Raw genomic sequence first — 17,430 nt, forward strand, 5'->3', positions numbered from 1 at the left:
TCGGCTCAAAGAGCCTTTCCCTAAGCCCCGTAAACAGCATTTGAACGCTACAAATCCCCCGTACGCAAGAACGGCCCTCGGGTGCAGACTGCGTGTTTGGAACGTGACAAATGATCTCGAAGGAGAGAAATGATGGATTCGAAGTCTTTGACTTCCCCCGCCCGTGCCGCGAAGGTCCGCCGTGCCGGCCGTATCGCCGTTGCCCTGATCGCGTTGACCTCGGTGGTCGGGGTAGCGGGTTGTTCTTCACAGTCCGGAGCAACGTCCAGTGACGGGAAGACCGTTTTGAAGGTGTACGGCTGGAAGGGCGGCGACGCTGAACCGGCCAACATGGAGAAGGTCAACAGCGCCTTTGAGCAGGCGCACCCGAATATTGACGTTCAGTTCGAGTACGTGCCGGCCAACGATGCCTACACCCAGAAAGTTCAACCTGAACTCCTCGCCGGCAACAGCGCCGATGTCATCATGACCGACTCGAGCAAGGTCCAGGACTGGGGTTCTGCCGGGTATCTTGAGGACCTTGGCGGCAGCGACTGGTCAAATTCTGTGATCCCGGCAGTCATCCCCTTCACCCAGGAAGAAGGCACCACGTACGCGCTGCCGATGGAACTGGTAGGCATCGATCTGTACGCGAACCTGGATCTACTTAAAAAGGCCGGGGTAAACGACGTCCCTGCAACGTATCCCGATTTTGTGGCCGCACTGCAGAAGGTCAAGGACGCGGGGATCACCCCGATCTCGCTGCCGAACAAGAACGGCTGGACCGGCGACGCGATGATCAACGCCATCGCGGCGACCAAGGTTTACCAGGACCACCCCGACTGGGACAAGAAATTCCTCGATGGGTCCGCCTCGTTCACCGACTGGAAGAGCTCGGCTGAACAGATGATGGAGCTCCAAAGCAAGGGATTCGTGAATTTCTCAACCGAACTTGGAGTCGACGAGTGGACCCAGGGCCTGGCTGACTTCACATCCGGCAAGAGTGCGTTCTGGGTGCAAGGCGCGTGGAACCAGTCTGCTGTCACCAAGGCCGGCATCAACAACGTGTTCATCCCGTGGCCGGCCGGCGACAAGGGCCAGGAATCCTCGGCGAACCTGTTTGTCGGCACCATGTGGAGCATCAACGCTAAGTCCAAGGTCAAGGATGCCGCCAAGGAGTACGTGGACTTCTGGTCCGACAGCACCAATGCTGCACCGTTTGTCGAGGCTGAGAACGCGGTAACGCCATTCAAGGACGGCAAGACGCCCAGCACGCCAGCGACCAAGGACTTCGTGGCCGCAGTCGATGCAGGGCGCTACCGCATCCTCCCCTCGGACAGCTGGTTCGCAGCGGCCGGAGAGAAGCAGCTGCAGCAGGAAACACAGTCGCTCTGGCTGGGCCAGGTGGATGTCAACCAGTACCTGAAAAACCTCGACAAGCTCCGGGACAAGAAGTAAACCGCAGCCGTCATACCACCGGGCGGCGCCGTTCATATGGCGCCGTCCCGGATTCCATTTCGACTTCCAAAGGTAGTACCCGTGATCCATCGCCGGCCCATGACGGCCTTCCTCTTCCTCGCACCAGGGTTGGCACTTTACTTGCTGATCGTGATCTACCCGCTGCTTCAGGGATTCTCCCTCAGCACGACCAACAGCAAGGTCGGAAATCCGGGAAAGTTTATCGGCGCCGAGAATTACATCGACGCTTTCGCTGACCCGGTGGTGACGGGCGCCCTCCTCCGCACCGTCCTGTACGCCGTCGTTGTGGTGATTGTTCAGAACGGTTTGGGTCTCTGGCTGGCCCGGGCCTTGTACTACCGTTTTCGGGTACGCCGGCTGACCAGCATCCTGGTGCTGCTCCCTACGCTGATGTCCGCCGTCATGGCAGCGTTCGTCTGGACATACCTCTACGCCCCGGAGGGCGGGATCAACACCGTGCTCCGCAGCGTGGGTCTTGATTCCCTGACCAGGATCTGGCTCGGGGACCCTGCCATTTCCATCTGGGCCATCGCGGTCGTGAACATCTGGATGTTCACCGGCTACTCCTGCGCGATTTTCCTCGCCGGCTACACCGGCCTGCCCGGTGAGCTTCTGGATGCAGCCCAGGTCGACGGCGCCTCGGGATGGCGGCGGTTCGCGAACGTCGAATGGCCTCTCTTGGCCCCGGCACTCACGGTCAACGTCACGCTATCCCTCATCGGTTCACTGAAGGTCTTCGAGCTGCCCCTGGTGATGACCAACGGCGGCCCGGCAGGATCATCGACCACTCTCAGCCTGCTGATCTACCAGCAGACCTTCGGCGGCCAGGGCACCTTCGCCTACGGCACCGCCATCGCCATCATCCTTCTGGTTGTCGTGGTCGTCCTCGCCACCGGAACCCAAACGATCCTGCGGCGCCGAGAGGACCTGATCTAATGACCGCCCCCATCGTTAAGCCACAAACCACCATCAGCCCCGAAATCCCGCAACAGCGCCTAACCGGACGCTCTAAACGTCCCCGCTCCCTCGGCGCCGGTGCGTACTGGTCAGGGAACATCGCCCTGGTCATCGTCGTCGCAGCGATCATCGGCCCATTCTTCTTCACCCTCCTCACCTCCCTTCGGCCCAGTCAGGACGTCGCGAATGACCCGCTCGGGTTCCCGGCCTCACTGACACTGGAGAACTTCATCGCGGTCTTCCAGAAGATGAACTACGGACTGGGGTTGCTGAACTCCATCGCCATCCTGGTCTTGTCCCTGCTGGCCACCATCCTCCTCGGAGCCCTCGCCGCGTACCCCCTGGCCCGTGTCACCAAGAACTGGACCTCCTGGGTGTACCGGCTTTTCATCGCCGGATCAACAATCCCCGTCTTCGTCCTGATCGCACCCCTGTATCTTCTCCAACGAGACCTTGGCCTGCTGAACAGCCACGTCGGTGTCATCCTGGCCTACGCCGCCCTGAACCTGCCCGTGGCGATCTTCTTTTACACCAGCTTCTTCCGCCAGATCCCCATCGAACTCGAGGAAGCAGCAGCCCTGGACGGTGCAAGCCCGGTGCGGATCTTCTTCACCGTCCTCTTCCCCCTGCTGCGCCCCATCACCGCGACCCTGGCGACGTTCCTGACCCTCGCCATCTGGAATGACCTCATCATTCCCCTGGTCTTCCTGCAAAACCCCGCCTTCAAAACCGTGATGGTCAACGCGTACTCCCTGATCGGCACCTACTCCATTGATCCGACAGTGCTGTTCCCCGCAGCCCTGCTCGGCGTCGCCCCGCTGCTGGTCGTCTTCATGTTCCTCCAGCGCCAGGTCGTGGACGGCCTGACCATGGGCGCCGTCAAGTAACACCCCGCACCACCCCCAATGAAAGGAACTCGACAATGCCGTTGAACACCCGCTACTTCCGAAGGCCCTCCCGGGTCCGCCTGCTGGCCACACTCACCGCCACGGCGATCTGCGCGGCAGCAGGCCTGGCAGGCGCCGCCCCTGCCAGTGCAGTGAACACCAGCTACTTCCTCGACTGCTCGGCATCAACGAACGGCTCAGGAACACAAGCATCCCCATGGAACGCCCTGACCTCCGTGAACGCCGTGACCTTCGGGGCGGGGGACAGGATCAACGTCAGGGCCGGCACCTCCTGCACAGGCCAACTCATCGCCAAAGGATCCGGCGCCAGCGGGAACCCCATCATTCTGGGCAGCTACGGGACCGGCGCAAAACCCATCCTCGACGCCGCCGGAGCAACAGGCGCCGTGATTCTGCTGCAGAACGTCCAGCAATGGGAAATCAGCGGCCTTGAACTGCGCAACCAGGCCAGCAGCCCTGACTACAGGTCAGGGATCCTCGCCATCAACTCCTCGGGCACCACGCTCAACCACCTCAAGATCACCGGCATGACCATCCGCAACATCAGCGGCTGGTCCGGTGGCTGGTACTCCACCAACGCCGGCGTCGGCATCCAGACGAACCACACCGGCACCATCTCAACCTGGAACGATATCCAGGTCAGCGACAATACCTTTGAAAACGTTGACCGCATCGCCGTCGCCGTCACCCCCGATCATGACGGGCAAGGCACCGGCCTGAGTACGGGCGTGAAAATCCAGCGCAACACCATCCGCTACTCCGGCGGGGACGACATCCTCGTCGTCAAAGGCCAGGGAGCCCTGATTGAGGGCAACGATGCCGCGTACGGCGGGCCCAAAGCGACGACCGGATGCCCGCCCTCCGGGAATTACTGCAATACGGCGGCAGCTTCGATCTGGGTGGCCGGCAGCGACGACACGATGATCCAGAACAATACGGTGGCGTGTTCGATCAACCAGCAGGACGGCCAGGCGTTCGACGTCGACTGGGGCAACCACAACACCACCGTCCAGTACAACTACTCGCGCAACAACTCCGGTGGGTTCATCCTGTTCATGCCCCCGATCAGCGTCTCCAACGAACCCACGTCCCGGATCCCCTCCGACGGCACCGTCGTCCGCTACAACGTGAGCGAAGACGATACGAACACGGCCAGCTGCCCGATTACCAGCAACTTCAACCGAGCGCACAACGTGTTCGATTTCCCGGGGGCCATTCCCAACCGGAGTGGTTCGGCCGCGCCCCTTCCGGACATCTACAACAACACGATCTACATCTCCTCCGGACAGGCGACATCGGTGGTCGGAACGCGGATCGGCAACACGCAGTCCGGTTCCTACAAGTTCCGAAACAACCTGGTGCTGAACTTCGGGTCCAAGGGCTACCTGCAGACGACCGGTTCCGTCTTCGCCAACAACATCATGTACGGGAACCGGCACTCCACCGAACCCGCAAACTCCGGAACAATCACCCTGGACCCGCAGCTTTCCGGCCCGCTGCCCACCCCGGCCCAGACCTCCGCCGGGTCCTCGTCATTCAAGATCCGACCCTCCTCCCCGGCCATCAACGCCGGAGTAACAATCGCGAACAACGGCGGCAGGGACTTAAGCGGAACACCCCTCCCCTCCAGGCCCACCATCGGCGCCTTCGAAAGCACCGGGACGCTGGTCTCCAACCCCGGCTTTGAAACCGGAACCCTGTCATCCTGGACGCTGTCCGGCACCGGATCCCAGGCCACCGGCGCATCACCTGCGGCAGGAACCACCGCGGTGCAGACCGGCCCAACCAACAGCGGCATCCAGCAGACCATCAACGGGCTGAGCCCGAACACCACCTACATGCTCAATGCCTCCCTTAAGGTTGCAACGGCCGGAGAGCAGATCGCACTCGGGGTCAAGGACTTCGGCGGAGCCGAAACCTACGTCCGCACCACCTCAACCGGGTGGGCGCAGCAGACTGTGTACTTCACCACCGGCACTTCCAACACCAGCGCAACAATCTACTGCTACAAAAACACCGGCAGCGGAGCAGGCTACTGCGACAACTTCGCAGTCCAGGCAATCTCCTCACCCGCGAACCTTGCCAACAACCCGGGATTCGAAAGCGGCTCCCTGACCCCCTGGACCCTCAGCGGAGGCGGCGCAACCGTGGCAACCTCGGCGGCCAACACCGGAACCTACGGCCTGCAGACCGGAGCTGCCAACAGCGGCGCCAACCAAAGCATCACCGGCCTGCTCCCAGGCGCCAGCTACGTACTGAGCGGTTTCCTCCGCGCAGCACCGGGCGAAGAGATTTCCCTCGGTGTCAAGGGCATGGGCTCAGCCGAGACATACCAGCGCGTGAGCGGGTCAGCGTTCGCCCCCGCCAGCGTGCGCTTCACCACGGGAACGAACGTCACCAGCGCCAACATTTACTGCTACAAGAACGACGGAACCAGTGCCGGCGCATGCGATGACCTCCGCCTGACCCGCATCGGCTAACCCCCACTGCAGTGCGCGGCCAGGACGCACGCCTGTCCTGGCCGCGCCCACCACCGCGCCCTTCCACCGAGAGACAACGAACGCATGACACATCACCTCAGGAATATCCGCATCCGCGATCCCTTCATTCTGCACCTTCCGAGCCGGCCCACTTATTACCTCTTTGGAACCACCGACGATCAGCCGTGGACCGGGCCCGGAACCGGGTTCGACTGCTACACCAGCTCCGATATGGAGAACTGGGAGGGCCCCATCCCCGCGTTCCGCCCACCCCGGCACTTCTGGGGCACCACACAGTTCTGGGCCCCTGAAGTGTACGACTACAACGGCAGCTTCTTCATGTTCGCCACCTTCGCTGACCACGACGGCCACCGTGGCACGCAGGTACTTAAAGCCGACGAGCCAACAGGGCCATACCTGCCTTGGAGCGACGGGCCTGTCACTCCCGCAGACTGGGCCTGCCTGGACGGCACTCTCTACATCGACAAAGCGGGCCTGCCTTGGATGGTCTTTTGCCATGAATGGCTTCAGATCAACGACGGCGCTATCTACGCCCAGCGCCTCTCACCGGACCTGAAGACAGCAGTCGATCTGCCGTTCTTCCTCTTTAGCGCCTCGGAAGCGGCCTGGAGCACTCCCCTGCCCGGCGGGTCCGCGCAAGCCCCCAACTACGTCACTGACGGGCCCTTTCTCCAAAAAACAGACACCGGCGAACTAGTGATGCTGTGGTCCAGTCACGGAAAAGATGGCTACGCCATGGGCCTGGCCAGGTCCAGGAACGGCACCATCGAAGGTCCCTGGGACCACGATCCCGAACCCCTGTGGGCTGAAGACGGCGGGCACGGCATGTTCTTCCACCCCTCCCCAACCAAGACCATCCTCGTCTTCCACCACCCCAACGACCTCCCGAACGAACGAACCAAACTGATCGAACTTCCCATCAGCGATTCCGGACGCCTAAAATCCCTGTCCCAGCTGGCACTCTGACCACCGCGGAGCCCGTGAAGACACTCAAACCACCACAATCAGTCTTAGGAAAACCATGGACCTCGCCTCACACCGCTTGGAAATCGAAGTGGATTCAGCACACCAACGCGATCATGCACTCACCCAAGCCGAATCCGCCCTGCTGCCCCGAGCCCGGGAACGCCACTGCGGCATACTCATCACCAGGCTTAGCTACCGAAAATTTGCCCTGACCCTCACCGGAGACATCCCCTGCGGAACAACACAGGAAATTTCACTCTTCTAAACACGTCAGTAGATGTACCCGCAAACCCCAGGGCAAGACTGAGTAGGCCACACCTGGCCTGCACCTCAGCGGTGGGCTTCTACCAATTCGCTGGTAATGCGTTTAATGGCATCCTCAGCCGTGGGCGGGGGCCCGAACAACTGCTCCTGTCGGCGGGGGTTAGCGACGTAGCGGCCGGTATCGAACCAGCTGAACATCGCCGTCATGTCCTGGACTATGGGCTTGAACGGGCCGGCGACGGCGCCTGTGGCGCGCCGAGGGCTTCGCCAGATACATAGACTGGTCCTGTGCCTAAGCAGTCAACACTAAGGGGAGAAATGCGGGATCTGGTTTTGATATCGTCACTCCTTTTGCTGCTTTCCGCCTGCGCTGCACCACAGCCAAACGAATATGTGCGTACTATTTCTGCGGGTGACCGATGGGGCGTCGGTGCGGAATATCCCGTTTTCGCTCCTGCTGCCGGGACACCCTGCGAAGAGGACGCCAGTGTGGAGATAGCAGTGGAGAGTGCGGACCTGCCGACGTCTCATCTGGGATTTCGACTCATAGCAGGAGCTTCAGAGGCGGACGCTCTCCGCATTGCAGCATGCCTTGAAGAAGCTCTAAGCAGTGGGAAAATTTCGATAAGCTCTCCCGGACCCTAGAACTACTCGGGCTTGTCGGTAATATCAGGGCAAACGATGGGCCTTGTCGGAGCTGCCCCTCCCGGTTCATTCTGATCAGCGCGAAGGTGTAGATGGCCTTGTTGAGTTGGCGGTCGCCTCCGCGATTCAAGCGGAATCTGGTGTTGCTCCCCGATGAGGCTGGTACAGGGCAAGGGCAGCCACAAGTATCCGAAGGACCATTCGCGTAAGACTCAGTTGTGCACTCTGCCAATTCTCAGCTCGAACCCGACTCGAAACGCATGCGGTACTGCCCCTAGAGTTACTTTTGCGGCTGACTGATTGTGATCCAGTAGAGTCGCACGGCGCCGTTGTTGGTGTCCCGGGGGACCTCGAGAGCACCGCCTTGGCGCTCGATCGTCTTAGCAGAGGCACTGTTGCCGTCCTCGCAGATAACCATCACTCGGTCCATGCCAAGCGCCCCGGCCTCAGCTATCACTTGACCAAGTGCCCAGGCAGCCAGCCCATGACCGCGCGAGGACGGCCGGATGCCGTAGCCGATGTGTCCGGCCCGTGCCGCTAGTTCATGGTTTTCGTGCCGCAGCGCGATCCCGCCCAGGATTTGGTCCCCGTCAACGATCCACCAATAAGTACAACCGCAGGACTCGTCGGCAAGCCTTGCCAACCAGGTGTGGAACCCCGCAGGCGAGTCGACCTCATCGGTTGCCAACAATCCAAAACCATCCTCGTGGAGTCCCGGCCCCCACTCAGCATGGGCCTGAAGCCAAGCGGCATGAAGGCGATCGGTCGGCACAATCAAGTCGGGCATGCCGCAACTATATCGATCGGCGATGGCCCTTTCGCGGGCGCCTTCGGAGCGTTCAGGTTTTGAAGTGCTGCCAAAGATTTCCGCCACCTCGCGAATTGGCACTACAACTTCGAACGAAATCAGGTCCCGGCCAGGTACGAAATTTCCGGTTCGGTACCATCCTCGGCATCCACCCAAACCATGAAGTCAGCCAACGACATGAAGCAGTAGTAATCGCAGTACCGTAGCGCCTGTTTCTCTGCCTTGCTCATGTCTACTATTCGAAGCCCGCTTCGATAGGGATGGCTTGTGGCCGGTTGTCCTGTCACCGCGTTCCCTTCGCTGTGTTTCGGAAAGCAGCAGCGGCTGGGCCGCTCACGACGACACCAACGTCGTCGATGGCGAAAACGTTGTGGTCCTTGCCCGCGATACCGCCACGCACAGACGAGCCGCAAAGCTCTGAACGTCCGCGTTGATCACCACTTCGCCGTCCGCGGCGGGCTCATCGTCCGCTTCGAACAGTTCGTAGACACGGCCCTTGTCAGGAACGCAGCGCAAATTTAGGCAGCGCAGGTCTAACCGGGACGCCCCTCAACTTCAGCTGATGGGAAAGACGAGCAGCGACCCGGTGGCAGTAGCCACGAGTTTGCCGTTGGCATCAGTGACGGTTCCGTCTGCGAAGGCCACACGGTTACCCGCCTTTGATACGACTCCCACACAGGTCAAGCGGCCGCTGCCGGCACGGATGGAGCGAAGGTAGTTCACTTTGATTTCTATCGAGGTGTACCCAACCCCCTTGGGCAGTGTGGTTTGCACTGCGCAGCCCAGGGCCGAATCAAGCAGGGTGCATACCAGCCCGCCGTGCACTGCGCCGATCGGGTTGTAGTGGGATTCGTCCGGCTGGCACGTGAAGGTGGCCGTTCCCGGTTCCGCTACGGTCAGCGTCATGTTCAAGAGTTCCCCCATCGGAGGAGGGGGAAGCTTTTTGCCCATCATGGAATGCAGGTACTCAAGGCCACTCATGCTCGGCATGGCTGCCGCACCAACGGCAGGGTCTTCCCACGTGATGAGTCGTTTACGCTCTGTCACTGCCGCTCCCAGGTTCGATTGAGTAAGCCGGGTTGGTCTGAATAAGTGTCGAAAATCTAACACGAGCGGAGTGCTCACCAAGGTCCTGGCAGTGGTGCATGGCGTTGCGCCGTGGCGCACGTGGTAGGACTTTTGAAATAGCCGTTAGTCATGCAACGAAATATCCAGCCTCAGAAACCGATTGCTGAATCGTGTCAAGGGCCAAAGCCCGAAAAATGACCCCAACTTCATGTTTTTTATGACCAAAACCCTTCAATGCTCTAAAAGTTGTTTACGCTAACAAAAGGAGCTGAAAGGAGTTGGGCCTGCTCGGTTCCCTGAATTTGAAGGGCGCTATGAAACAGGTCAACGAGGTCCTGGGTGCGGTCGATCAGGTACGGATGGTTAAACCGTCCCGGTGCCATTCCCCAAAGAGGGACTCCCCCACTGCTTGCCGCAGCTCCAATAACCTTGCCTTGCGGACAGGAAGAACGACGACGAGAAAGTCGCGTTCCGCACATTCTCCGCACTCCATGATTCGGGAACAATCGGCTCCCAATCCGTGCTTCCACTCCGCTCATTCCGGCCGTGAAAGTCCCCACCCGGCGTCACGTTTTGCCATCCGGCCCGTTTCATAACCAGCAGACCATTCAAGTCCAGCTTCGCCAAGGAAGGCGGAGGTTCTCTTGGAACCAGAAAGGACGTACACGATGTCCATGGGATCGTCACCCCTGAACACCCGCTTGGAAACCCCGCGCGACGTCGATGCGACCCTGACTGCCCAAGCGTTGAACGTCCTGTCCAGGGCGCCCCGGATGGCTATGCTCAGAAGCCTGCGCGGAGAAACCTGGCGTCCTTCCGGCCAGATCTTTGAAGCGGCCGGCATTTCCCCCACGGAGGGGTTGCCGCACCTTTTGGCGCTGCAGGACCTGGGAGTGGTCCGCGAGGACCAAGGCAGCTTCAGCCTCGACGTCGAACTTCTGAACCGGATCTTCCAGCAGACCTCACTCTCCGCGCCTGCTACGGGAATGGCATCTGCCCAAGGCGGATTGGCCTCCGCCTAACCCTCATTGAGGCTTAAATTCCTGTCATAGGAGCCGGATCGCGGACTTAGCGTGTGGAGTGACGCAGTCGTCTGGCATGCTGGTGCCATGGCTAGCCGCGCGGGTACTGTTGCCCAACCCCAAGACCTTGTTGATCTCACCGCACTCCTGGATGCGTACTACGACGTTTCGCCGGATCTCACTGAGCCAGGCCAACGAGTAGCGTTCGGCACGTCCGGACATCGAGGCTCCAGCCTCAAAGCATCGTTCAACGAACAGCATATTGTCGCCATCACCCAGGCCATCGTCGAGTACCGGGCGGGGCAAGGCATCACCGGCCCGCTGTACCTGGCCAAGGACACCCATGCGCTCAGCGAGCCGGCCCAGAATTCAGCGCTGGAGGTCCTCGCCGCAAATGGCGTGAACGTGCTGATCGACGCACGGCACGGCTACACCCCCACCCCCTCCCTGAGCCACGCGATCCTCACCCACAACCGCAACGCACCCGCCGGTGCCCCTCAGGCAGACGGCATAGTTGTCACTCCCAGCCACAACCCGCCCGGTGACGGCGGCTTCAAGTACAACCCGCCGCACGGTGGCCCCGCGGACAGCGACGCGACGGGATGGATCGCCAACCGCGCCAATGAACTCCTCGAGAACGGGCTTCGCGGCGTCAAACGGATCCCTTTGGCCGAGGCCCTCGACGCCGACACAACGGGCAAGTTCGACTTCCTGAGCAGTTACGTTGATGACCTTCCGTCCGTTTTGGACCTGAACGCAGTCCGTGAAGCCGGCGTCCGGATCGGAGCCGACCCCATGGGCGGCGCCGCCGTGGACTACTGGGGTGAAATCGCCGAGCGCCACCATCTCAACCTCACAGTGGTTAATCCCACTGTTGACCCGCAGTGGGCCTTTATGACCCTGGACTGGGACGAAAAAATCCGGATGGACTGCTCCTCCCCCTCCGCGATGGCTTCGCTCATTCAGCGGATGTCCAACGGCGCCAGTTACGACGTCGCCACGGGCAATGACGCTGACGCAGACCGCCACGGCATCGTGACACCTTTTGTTGACGGACAGGGCGGGCTGATGAACCCGAACCACTACCTCGCCGTCGCCATCGACTACCTGTACCGTCACCGCACCGGCTGGAACCCGCAGTCGGTGATCGGAAAGACCCTGGTTTCCTCCTCGATCATTGACCGCGTAGCGGAGAGCCTTGGCCGGAAGCTGGTGGAAGTTCCCGTGGGCTTCAAGTGGTTTGTTCCGGGTCTCCTTTCAGGGGAAGGTGCTTTCGGAGGGGAAGAATCGGCCGGCGCGTCCTTCAACAAGATGGACGGCAGCGTGTGGACTACGGACAAGGACGGCATCCTGCTGGCACTCCTGGCTTCGGAAATCACCGCGGTCACGGGCAAGTCCCCTTCCCAGCTCTATAAGGGCCTCACTGACCAGTTCGGCGACCCCGTGTACGCACGCATTGATGCCGCCGCCACCCGCGAACAAAAAACCGCGCTCGGCAAACTGTCCTCCTCGGACGTCACCGCTACCGAGCTTGCCGGTGAAACCATCACCGCCAAGCTGACAGAGGCGCCGGGCAACGGGGCCTCCATTGGTGGACTGAAAGTGGTCACTGAAAACGCCTGGTTTGCGGCCCGCCCCTCCGGCACTGAAGACGTCTATAAGATCTATGCCGAGTCCTTCAAGGGTGCAGACCACCTCAAGCAGGTGCAGGCTGAAGCCAAGGCTTTGGTGGACGGCGTCATCTCTTAGCGGGCGTCATCTCCTGGGCCGGATACCGGCCCAGGAGATGATCCTTTTTTTGCAGCCTGAATCTACAACGCTGTAGAAGCGGCTGGCAACTGCTGGAACGAACTTCTTCATCGATGTAGAGTCGACGCAATCCACGGGCCCTGCCCGGACCCAGAGAAAGCGATCCATGAGCCAGACAGAGCTACCGAAGGCATCAACAGCCACCCGGCCATCGTTTCCCACGAGGACTCCTTCGCCTGCGAAATCCCCGCTGCCGGGACTGTACGCGGACCCGACCCTGATCCAGTACGGCGACACCTATTACCTCTACCCCACTTCAGACGGCTTCGAGGACTGGGCCGGCACGTCGTTCTCGGTACTCTCCTCGCCGGATCTGGTGGATTGGACGGACCATGGCACCATCCTCTCCCTGGGGACCGACGCCACTTGGGCCAGCGAGCGAGCCTGGGCTCCGGCTGCCGCTCAGCGCAATGGCAAGTTCTACTTCTACTTCACGGCCAACGGGAACATCGGCGTCGCCGTCGCCGACTCCCCCACAGGCCCCTTCAAAGACCTGGGTGAACCGCTGGTACCGGCCGGAGTGTTTGCCGGCTACACCATCGATCCCTCTGTCTTTGTGGACCGGGACGGCAGCGCATATCTGTATTGGGGCAATGGCACAGCCCACGGGGCGAAGCTGAATGAGGACATGGTCTCGTTCGACGCCGGCTCCGTTGTCTCGTGGCAGCCGGAAGGCTTCCGTGAGGCCGCCTGGGTCCACCGCAATGGTGACAACTACTACCTGTCGTGGTCCGAGAACGATACCCGCGAGGATGACTACCGCGTCCGGTACGCGAGTGGACCGGGCCCCCTTGGCCCTTGGACCCATCGCGGGGTGATCCTCGAAAAGGACCTGGAGCGGGGCATCAGGGCAACGGGTCATCACTCGATCCTGAACGTCGAAGGTACCGGGGATTGGGTCATCGCGTACCACCGCTTCGCCATCCCGGACGGAAACGGCTTCAACCGCGAGACACTCTTTGAGCGTCTGGTTCATCAGCCGGACGGTTCAATTGCCAAGGTGGAGTTCGGCGAAGAGCCCCTGCATCTTCCGATTGTGCAGCAGCCTTCGCCCTGATGCTGTTCGTAATACCCATCGCATATGCCGGCACTCTGGAAAATGGCTTGGGAAATCGTTATCCTCAAAGGCACGGGACGGTTTCAGGTCCCGGCAAGTTCCGCCGCCGCAACCAGGAGATGACATGGCCCCCGATAGTCCCACAACCGCTACAGGCGATCAGCTTGCGGCTGGTTCCAGGGCAGTGACCTCAGAGAAAACCCGGCGGCCCAAAGCCCTCCTGGCAATGGCGCCGGTGGGCCTGGCGGATATGGTCTTCGGTGCAGGATGGCCCGGGCTCCATGACCGCGTTGAACTGCTCAGCCACAGCGTGGTCAGCGACTGGCAGCTGGTCGATCCCGCCATCCTTGCCCAGACCGAGGTAGTCGTAACCGGCTGGGGGTGTCCGGCATTTACGGCGGAAGTGCTGGAGCTGGCGCCGGAGTTGAAAGCCGTGGTGCACCAGGGCGGGGTCGCTTCTACCCAGCTGCCTCCCGCGGCGAGAAGTCAGATCAGGTTCTCCAATGCCGGCGACGCCAACGCAACCCCCGTGGCGGAGTACACGCTGGCGATGATTCTCCTGGCCAACAAAGATGCCTTCACCGCAACGCGCCTCTACCGGGAGGAGCAGTCCGCCATTCACCGCGAAGAGCGGTTCCCGCTTTCGGGGAACTTCCGGCGCACTGTAGGAATCGTCGGAGCGTCCCGGATCGGCCGCAAGGTCATCAAACTGCTGCATCCTTTCGATCTCCGCATCCTGGTATCGGACCCAACGCTGGAACCGCAGGAGGCCAGACTTCTCGGCGTCGAGCTTGTGGACCTGGACCACCTGATGGCGTCCAGCAGCGTGGTTTCGATCCATGCCCCGGCGATTCCTTCGACCTTCGAGATGATTGGTGGAAGACAGCTGGGCTTGCTGGAGACCGGAGCCACCCTGATCAACACCTCCCGCGGCGAGCTGGTGGACCAGGAGTCGCTCCTGGCGGAGCTGCGAACCGGGAGGATCAACGCCATCCTGGATGTGACCACACCTGATGTCCTCCCGCCCGGGCATGAACTCTATTCGATGGCAAACGTGGTGCTCACGCCCCACATCGCGGGGTCTATGGGCAATGAGCTCGCGCGCCTGGGCGAACACGTTCTGGCCGAGCTGGACCGTTACCGGTCGGGCCAGGAGTTTGCCTACCCCGAAACACCTGTTCAGTGAGGACGGCCATGACCACCAGCATCACCAACCCCATACTCCCTGGCTTTTTTCCGGACCCGTCCATCGTTCGGGTCGGAGAGTGGTTCTACGTGGCCAACAGCTCCTTTGAATGGTTTCCCGCCATTCCGATCCACCGGTCCAGGGATCTGGCACATTGGGAGTTCGCAGGCTCACTCAACGGACCCGACGTCGCTTTGGACTTCAGCGGAATCCAGGACTCGGGGTCCATTTGGGCGCCGTCACTGAGCTGGGACGATGGCACCTTCTGGCTTACATTCACAGTGGTACGGTCCTTTGGCGGAGCACAGAAGGACATGGACACGTATGTAACGCGGGCTGAAGATGCCGCCGGTCCCTGGTCAGCGCCGTCACGCGTCACCAGTACCGGCTTCGACCCCTCCATCTTTCACCATGAAGGCCGGCATTGGCTCGCGAACATGGAATGGGACAACCGCCCCAACGGGCGCGGCGGATTTGCCGGTATCAACGTGCAGGAGATGACAGCCGATGGCTCAGCCACGGTCGGGGTGCCCCAGTCCATCTTCCGCAGTGCCACGCTGATCGAGGGGCCCAACCTGTATTTCAGGGATGGCTGGTTCTACCTCATGACTGCCGAGGGCGGAACAGGCTTCAACCACGGCATTCTGATGCTCCGTTCCCGCGAGCTGCTCGGCCCCTATGAGGCCGATCCCGAGGGATCCCTCCTCACCAGTCGCGACGACGACACCCTCCCGCTCCAGAAGGCCGGCCACGGTGAGATCGTCACCACTGAAACGGGTGAGGACTACCTTGTGCACCTTGCCAGCCGCTGGATCGAGTCCGACGGCGACCGCCGCGCCATCCTCGGACGGGAGACCTGCCTCCAAAAAGTGAACTGGACCTCCGAGGGATGGCTTCGGCTCGAACAGGGCGGGCACCATGCTGCCGAGGAAATCCCGGCGCCTTCGGGATTGCAAGCGCCTTCGGGGTTGCCGGCGCCTTCCGATTTGCAAATGGCGCCTTCCGGGCAGGAGGGGGCTCCCGCCGTCGGACTCTCCGCTGGTTTTCCTGCTGCCGGCGAGCCCCTTGCCTGGCCGTGGAGTGCCTTGCGCTCCCCCGCTTCCAAGGCCGACTGGCTCAGTACCACTGCCCGGCCCGGCTGGCTGCGCCTCCGTGGCATGCGGAGTACTGATTCCTTGCGGGACCAGAGCCTGGTTGCCCAGCGCGTCAGGAGCGAATCCGTGTCCGCCAGCGTTGTCCTTGACGCAGCCCCGGAAAACTACACACAGTCCGCGGGCCTGATCTTGTACTACAACACCGCCGCGTACTTCTATCTGAGGCTTTCCGTCACGGACACTGAAGACTCGGTGGAGCGTGTGGTGGAGGTATGGGAGCGCGACGCCGAGAAGGGACTCCTGGTACATGCCACCGCTGCAGTCCCGGACGCCGGACCGCTCCTGCTGAACGCCACGATGACGCCGAGTGAAGTCCAGTTCTCCTGGGGCACTGAGGATGGCGGACTTCAGCAACTGGCAGCTGGCCTGAACGCGACGCACCTCTCCGATGACTACGGCAGGAGCCTGAGGTTCACTGGCCCGTTTGTCGGCATCTGCGCCCAGGACCTCCGCGACCAGACCTTCTGCGCTGATTTCTCGAAGTTCACGCTGACTCCGTCGTAGCCGGCGTCCGCTGCCGCGGCCACGGGGCGGCTTGACACCTTGACGGGCGCCATCTGGGCTGGGGAGGATAGCTGGGATGCTTCCCCTCAGCGAGATCAAGTCCCTGAACAGTACCGTCGACCAAGGTTGGCGCAGCCCTGTGGCCGATTCCGTGGCCGCCGCTTGGGGCCTGCCCCCTGGAGCCGCGCTCTACCTGCGCTCGAGCGCAACCCACGTATTCATCGTGCCGTCGAAGACCAGGGCAGAAGGGACCATCTTCCTGCGCTTTGTGCCGGCGGGACTCCGCACGGAGGACGCCCTGTTGCGGCCAGCCAAATTGCTGACCGCGCTTTCATCGGCAGGACATCCAGTGGTGTCTCCGGTGCTATCCGATGCCGGGCGGCTCGTGGAGACGCTGGAGACGCCGATGGGCACCGTCCACGCTGCCGCAGTTACCGCAGCCCCTGGGGAAGAAAGGGAGCCAGAAACTGTCAGCGAAGACCAGTCATGGGCCTGGGGCGCCGCTCTTGCCAGATTCCACGTAGACGCGGCTCCCCATTCCGGGATCTTCCTCGATCCGGACAATTTCGGGGGTGCAGCCAACCAACGCGGCCGGGCAACGTCGCCCTTTGTCGCCCTTGCCAACCTGAAGGATGATCCGCGCCTGGCCCAGGCCGGCGAAGGCTTGGCTGCCGAGTGGGCCGCCCTTCCCCGCATTCCCGCCCAAAATGGTGTTTTGCACGGCGACTTCGAGCTCGACAATCTCCGCTGGGACGGTGACGCGGTGTCCATCTTTGATCTGGACGAGGCCCGCATCGGCCGGTTTGCAGAGGACATTGCCTCAGCGCTGAGGGACATAGTGGGGCAGGACTGTGAAAAGCCAACCCACCCGGCCCTGCTCGCCTCCTTCCTCGATGGTTACGGTTCTGTGCGCCCCCTGTACGCGGACGAAATTACCCTCCTGCCGATCTGTATGGCATCCAACGCGGCCCGTGATCTGCTGCAGGGAGCCGGTGTCCTCGATGTGGATTCCGCAGCCGGAGGCTCCCCTTCGTGGCTTCCGGATCTGCGCTCCTCCCTCGTGAGCCATTACGACAAGAAACGCTCCCTGATCCTCACGATGGCCGAAAAGGCGCGGAACTAG

General features: G+C 61.7%; 18 protein-coding genes. 13 read left to right on the forward strand and 5 right to left on the reverse strand.

Features of this window, described 5'->3' with window-relative positions; genetic code table 11:
• Nucleotides 1–129: 129 nt before the first annotated feature.
• The 6 genes from M1E02_RS20725 (at nucleotide 130) to M1E02_RS20750 (ending at nucleotide 7,055) form a co-directional block, all read left to right on the forward strand.
• A complete protein-coding gene (locus tag M1E02_RS20725) occupies nucleotides 130–1,437 on the forward strand; it encodes an ABC transporter substrate-binding protein (RefSeq protein WP_479376049.1) in 1,308 nt (435 codons plus the stop codon).
• An 81-nt stretch (nucleotides 1,438–1,518) separates the two neighbouring features.
• Nucleotides 1,519–2,394, forward strand: a complete 876-nt coding sequence (locus M1E02_RS20730) for a carbohydrate ABC transporter permease (RefSeq protein WP_479376050.1) — start codon at nucleotides 1,519–1,521, stop codon at nucleotides 2,392–2,394.
• Entirely contained in the window at nucleotides 2,394–3,302 is a 909-nt protein-coding gene (locus tag M1E02_RS20735) for a carbohydrate ABC transporter permease (RefSeq protein ID WP_479376051.1), read from the forward strand. The genes M1E02_RS20730 and M1E02_RS20735 overlap by 1 nt, the downstream gene beginning before the upstream one ends.
• 35 nt (nucleotides 3,303–3,337) lie before the next feature.
• Nucleotides 3,338–5,803, forward strand: a complete 2,466-nt coding sequence (locus M1E02_RS20740) for a carbohydrate binding domain-containing protein (protein ID WP_479376052.1) — start codon at nucleotides 3,338–3,340, stop codon at nucleotides 5,801–5,803.
• Nucleotides 5,804–5,887: 84 nt separating this feature from the next.
• Nucleotides 5,888–6,790 (forward strand): glycoside hydrolase family 43 protein, encoded by a 903-nt coding sequence (locus M1E02_RS20745; protein ID WP_479376053.1) that lies wholly within the window; start codon nucleotides 5,888–5,890, stop codon nucleotides 6,788–6,790.
• A 55-nt stretch (nucleotides 6,791–6,845) separates the two neighbouring features.
• Nucleotides 6,846–7,055, forward strand: coding sequence for a hypothetical protein (locus M1E02_RS20750; RefSeq protein ID WP_479376054.1), 210 nt, complete (start codon nucleotides 6,846–6,848; stop codon nucleotides 7,053–7,055).
• Between the two features lie 65 nt (nucleotides 7,056–7,120).
• Here the strand turns inward: M1E02_RS20750 and M1E02_RS20755 are convergent, their stop codons facing one another.
• The 4 genes from M1E02_RS20755 to M1E02_RS20770 all read right to left on the reverse strand — a co-directional run bounded on the left by M1E02_RS20755 (nucleotide 7,121) and on the right by M1E02_RS20770 (nucleotide 8,737).
• Nucleotides 7,121–7,261, reverse strand: a complete 141-nt coding sequence (locus tag M1E02_RS20755; protein ID WP_479376055.1) for a hypothetical protein — start codon at nucleotides 7,259–7,261, stop codon at nucleotides 7,121–7,123.
• Between the two features lie 337 nt (nucleotides 7,262–7,598).
• Nucleotides 7,599–7,931, reverse strand: a complete 333-nt coding sequence (locus tag M1E02_RS20760) for a transposase (RefSeq protein ID WP_479376056.1) — start codon at nucleotides 7,929–7,931, stop codon at nucleotides 7,599–7,601.
• 48 nt (nucleotides 7,932–7,979) lie between these two features.
• Nucleotides 7,980–8,486, reverse strand: a complete 507-nt coding sequence (locus tag M1E02_RS20765) for a GNAT family N-acetyltransferase (protein ID WP_479376057.1) — start codon at nucleotides 8,484–8,486, stop codon at nucleotides 7,980–7,982.
• 119 nt (nucleotides 8,487–8,605) lie between these two features.
• Nucleotides 8,606–8,737 (reverse strand): hypothetical protein, encoded by a 132-nt coding sequence (locus M1E02_RS20770; protein WP_479376058.1) that lies wholly within the window; start codon nucleotides 8,735–8,737, stop codon nucleotides 8,606–8,608.
• A 35-nt stretch (nucleotides 8,738–8,772) separates the two neighbouring features.
• On the opposite strand from M1E02_RS20770, the gene M1E02_RS20775 reads away from it, so the two are divergent.
• Complete coding sequence (locus M1E02_RS20775) at nucleotides 8,773–8,928, forward strand: hypothetical protein (protein ID WP_479376059.1); 156 nt, start codon at nucleotides 8,773–8,775, stop codon at nucleotides 8,926–8,928.
• Nucleotides 8,929–9,062: 134 nt separating this feature from the next.
• Here M1E02_RS20775 and M1E02_RS20780 read toward each other — a convergent pair whose 3' ends face one another.
• Entirely contained in the window at nucleotides 9,063–9,554 is a 492-nt protein-coding gene (locus M1E02_RS20780) for a PaaI family thioesterase (protein WP_479376060.1), read from the reverse strand.
• Nucleotides 9,555–10,243: 689 nt separating this feature from the next.
• On the opposite strand from M1E02_RS20780, the gene M1E02_RS20785 reads away from it, so the two are divergent.
• The 6 genes from M1E02_RS20785 (at nucleotide 10,244) to M1E02_RS20810 (ending at nucleotide 17,430) form a co-directional block, all read left to right on the forward strand.
• Nucleotides 10,244–10,597, forward strand: a complete 354-nt coding sequence (locus M1E02_RS20785) for a hypothetical protein (RefSeq protein ID WP_479376061.1) — start codon at nucleotides 10,244–10,246, stop codon at nucleotides 10,595–10,597.
• An 87-nt stretch (nucleotides 10,598–10,684) separates the two neighbouring features.
• Nucleotides 10,685–12,346: a phosphoglucomutase (alpha-D-glucose-1,6-bisphosphate-dependent) gene (gene pgm, locus M1E02_RS20790; RefSeq protein WP_479376062.1), complete on the forward strand. Its 1,662-nt coding sequence runs from the start codon at nucleotides 10,685–10,687 to the stop codon at nucleotides 12,344–12,346.
• A 166-nt stretch (nucleotides 12,347–12,512) separates the two neighbouring features.
• A complete protein-coding gene (locus tag M1E02_RS20795; RefSeq protein ID WP_479376063.1) occupies nucleotides 12,513–13,463 on the forward strand; it encodes a family 43 glycosylhydrolase in 951 nt (316 codons plus the stop codon).
• Nucleotides 13,464–13,587: 124 nt separating this feature from the next.
• Nucleotides 13,588–14,649, forward strand: a complete 1,062-nt coding sequence (locus tag M1E02_RS20800; protein ID WP_479376064.1) for a hydroxyacid dehydrogenase — start codon at nucleotides 13,588–13,590, stop codon at nucleotides 14,647–14,649.
• Nucleotides 14,650–14,657: 8 nt separating this feature from the next.
• A complete protein-coding gene (locus M1E02_RS20805) occupies nucleotides 14,658–16,307 on the forward strand; it encodes a glycoside hydrolase family 43 protein (protein ID WP_479376065.1) in 1,650 nt (549 codons plus the stop codon).
• Between the two features lie 76 nt (nucleotides 16,308–16,383).
• On the forward strand, nucleotides 16,384–17,430 hold the full coding sequence (locus M1E02_RS20810) for a phosphotransferase enzyme family protein (RefSeq protein ID WP_479376066.1): 1,047 nt from the start codon (nucleotides 16,384–16,386) through the stop codon (nucleotides 17,428–17,430).

The sequence above is a fragment of the Arthrobacter sp. Z5-13 genome (assembly GCF_056499105.1).

Excerpts from the sequence above, each read along its gene's own strand:
- M1E02_RS20750 (WP_479376054.1), top strand. The coding sequence starts at position 6,846 with ATGGACCTCGCCTCACACCGCTTGGAAATCGAAGTGGATTCAGCACAC.
- M1E02_RS20770 (WP_479376058.1), bottom strand. The coding sequence starts at position 8,737 with ATGAGCAAGGCAGAGAAACAGGCGCTACGGTACTGCGATTACTACTGC.
- M1E02_RS20725 (WP_479376049.1), top strand. The coding sequence starts at position 130 with ATGATGGATTCGAAGTCTTTGACTTCCCCCGCCCGTGCCGCGAAGGTC.
- M1E02_RS20800 (WP_479376064.1), top strand. The coding sequence starts at position 13,588 with ATGGCCCCCGATAGTCCCACAACCGCTACAGGCGATCAGCTTGCGGCT.
- M1E02_RS20805 (WP_479376065.1), top strand. The coding sequence starts at position 14,658 with ATGACCACCAGCATCACCAACCCCATACTCCCTGGCTTTTTTCCGGAC.
- M1E02_RS20765 (WP_479376057.1), bottom strand. The coding sequence starts at position 8,486 with ATGCCCGACTTGATTGTGCCGACCGATCGCCTTCATGCCGCTTGGCTT.
- M1E02_RS20735 (WP_479376051.1), top strand. The coding sequence starts at position 2,394 with ATGACCGCCCCCATCGTTAAGCCACAAACCACCATCAGCCCCGAAATC.
- pgm (WP_479376062.1), top strand. The coding sequence starts at position 10,685 with ATGGCTAGCCGCGCGGGTACTGTTGCCCAACCCCAAGACCTTGTTGAT.
- M1E02_RS20740 (WP_479376052.1), top strand. The coding sequence starts at position 3,338 with ATGCCGTTGAACACCCGCTACTTCCGAAGGCCCTCCCGGGTCCGCCTG.
- M1E02_RS20745 (WP_479376053.1), top strand. The coding sequence starts at position 5,888 with ATGACACATCACCTCAGGAATATCCGCATCCGCGATCCCTTCATTCTG.
- M1E02_RS20810 (WP_479376066.1), top strand. The coding sequence starts at position 16,384 with ATGCTTCCCCTCAGCGAGATCAAGTCCCTGAACAGTACCGTCGACCAA.
- M1E02_RS20795 (WP_479376063.1), top strand. The coding sequence starts at position 12,513 with ATGAGCCAGACAGAGCTACCGAAGGCATCAACAGCCACCCGGCCATCG.
- M1E02_RS20755 (WP_479376055.1), bottom strand. The coding sequence starts at position 7,261 with ATGACGGCGATGTTCAGCTGGTTCGATACCGGCCGCTACGTCGCTAAC.
- M1E02_RS20785 (WP_479376061.1), top strand. The coding sequence starts at position 10,244 with ATGTCCATGGGATCGTCACCCCTGAACACCCGCTTGGAAACCCCGCGC.